Source organism: Mycobacterium sp. E3247, from assembly GCF_001667785.1.
Lineage (GTDB): Bacteria > Actinomycetota > Actinomycetes > Mycobacteriales > Mycobacteriaceae > Mycobacterium.
The window spans coordinates 1-1,101 of the sequence record NZ_LZJG01000017.1 but is presented as its reverse complement, the minus strand read 5'-3'; the positions used below and the strand labels follow the sequence as shown (position 1 = coordinate 1,101).

Below are 1,101 nucleotides of genomic sequence, written 5' to 3'. Positions count from 1 at the left end.
GCTAGCTGTACTGACCCGAGAGGTTAGGTACGCGGGTGGCGGGTGGTTGGCCGCCGAGTGCGGTGTGGCCGCGGTGGTGATTGTAGGCGTGCAGCCAGGTGGGGAATTCAGTGCAGCGTTCGTGGTCGGAGCGGTAGAGCCGGGCGTAGGCCCATTCGTCGGCCAGGGTGCGGTGGAATCGCTCGACTTTGCCGTTGGTTTGTGGTCGGTAGGGCCGGGTCTTGCGGTGTTCGATGTCGCCGAGGGCTTCACCGAAGGTGCGGGATCGATAGCAGGATCCGTTGTCGGTGAGGACTTTTCGGACTGTGATCCCACATTCGGTGAACCACGTATTGGCGCGCAGCCAAAACGCTGCAGCGGTTTCCTTGCGCTCGTCTGCCAACAGTTCGCTGTAGGCCAGTCGTGAATACGCGTCGATGGCGGTATGCAAGAAATGGTGACCGCGCAACGGATTGTGGTGCTTGCTGCGGCGACCCGAGCTTTTATCGGCCTGCGAGTTGCGGTTGCCTAGGGTGCGGCCCAGCATCCGCCAGCCGCCCCCGGCGGGGATCTTGCCCAGCTTTTTGACATCGACATGCACCAGATCCCCACAGCGCACCGACTCGATGCGTCGAATCACGCGGCCGGTCGGGCGGTCTAACCACCGCAACCTTGCCAGCCCGTAACGGGTCAGTATCCGGTGCACCGTGGACGGATGCAGGCCCAGCAGATAACCGATTCGCGCAGGCCCCCATCGCCGGATGACACGGACTTTGATCACGCGCCGCTCGGTGCGCGTGGGCGTGCGCTGCGGACTGCGATGGGGTCGCGAGCTGCGATCGGCCATCCCGGCCATCCCCAGGGCGCGGTAGCGGTCAGCCCAGCGCGACGCCGTGGTCGCCGAGACTTGAAAGCGCTCCGCCGCCCGCCGCAGCGGCCAGCCTTCCTCGACGACACAACGGGCCAGTCGCAGACGACCGGTTTCCGACAATGGGGCATTACGGTGGGACACGAAGACCTCCGATGGTGAGTGCGTTCCTCGACAGCTCGCACTTCACTCGGAGGTCTTCGTCATGTCACCACGCCACGCCGTCACCAACGTCCGTGGTCAGTACAGCTAGC

At 64.7% G+C, this 1,101-nt stretch carries 1 protein-coding gene; it reads right to left on the bottom strand.

Annotated elements, in window-relative coordinates; translation table 11 throughout:
* Position 1 precedes the first annotated feature (1 nt).
* Complete coding sequence (locus A9X04_RS00680; protein ID WP_067916778.1) at positions 2 to 991, bottom strand: IS481 family transposase; 990 nt, start codon at positions 989 to 991, stop codon at positions 2 to 4.
* Between the last annotated feature and the right edge of the window lie 110 nt (positions 992 to 1,101).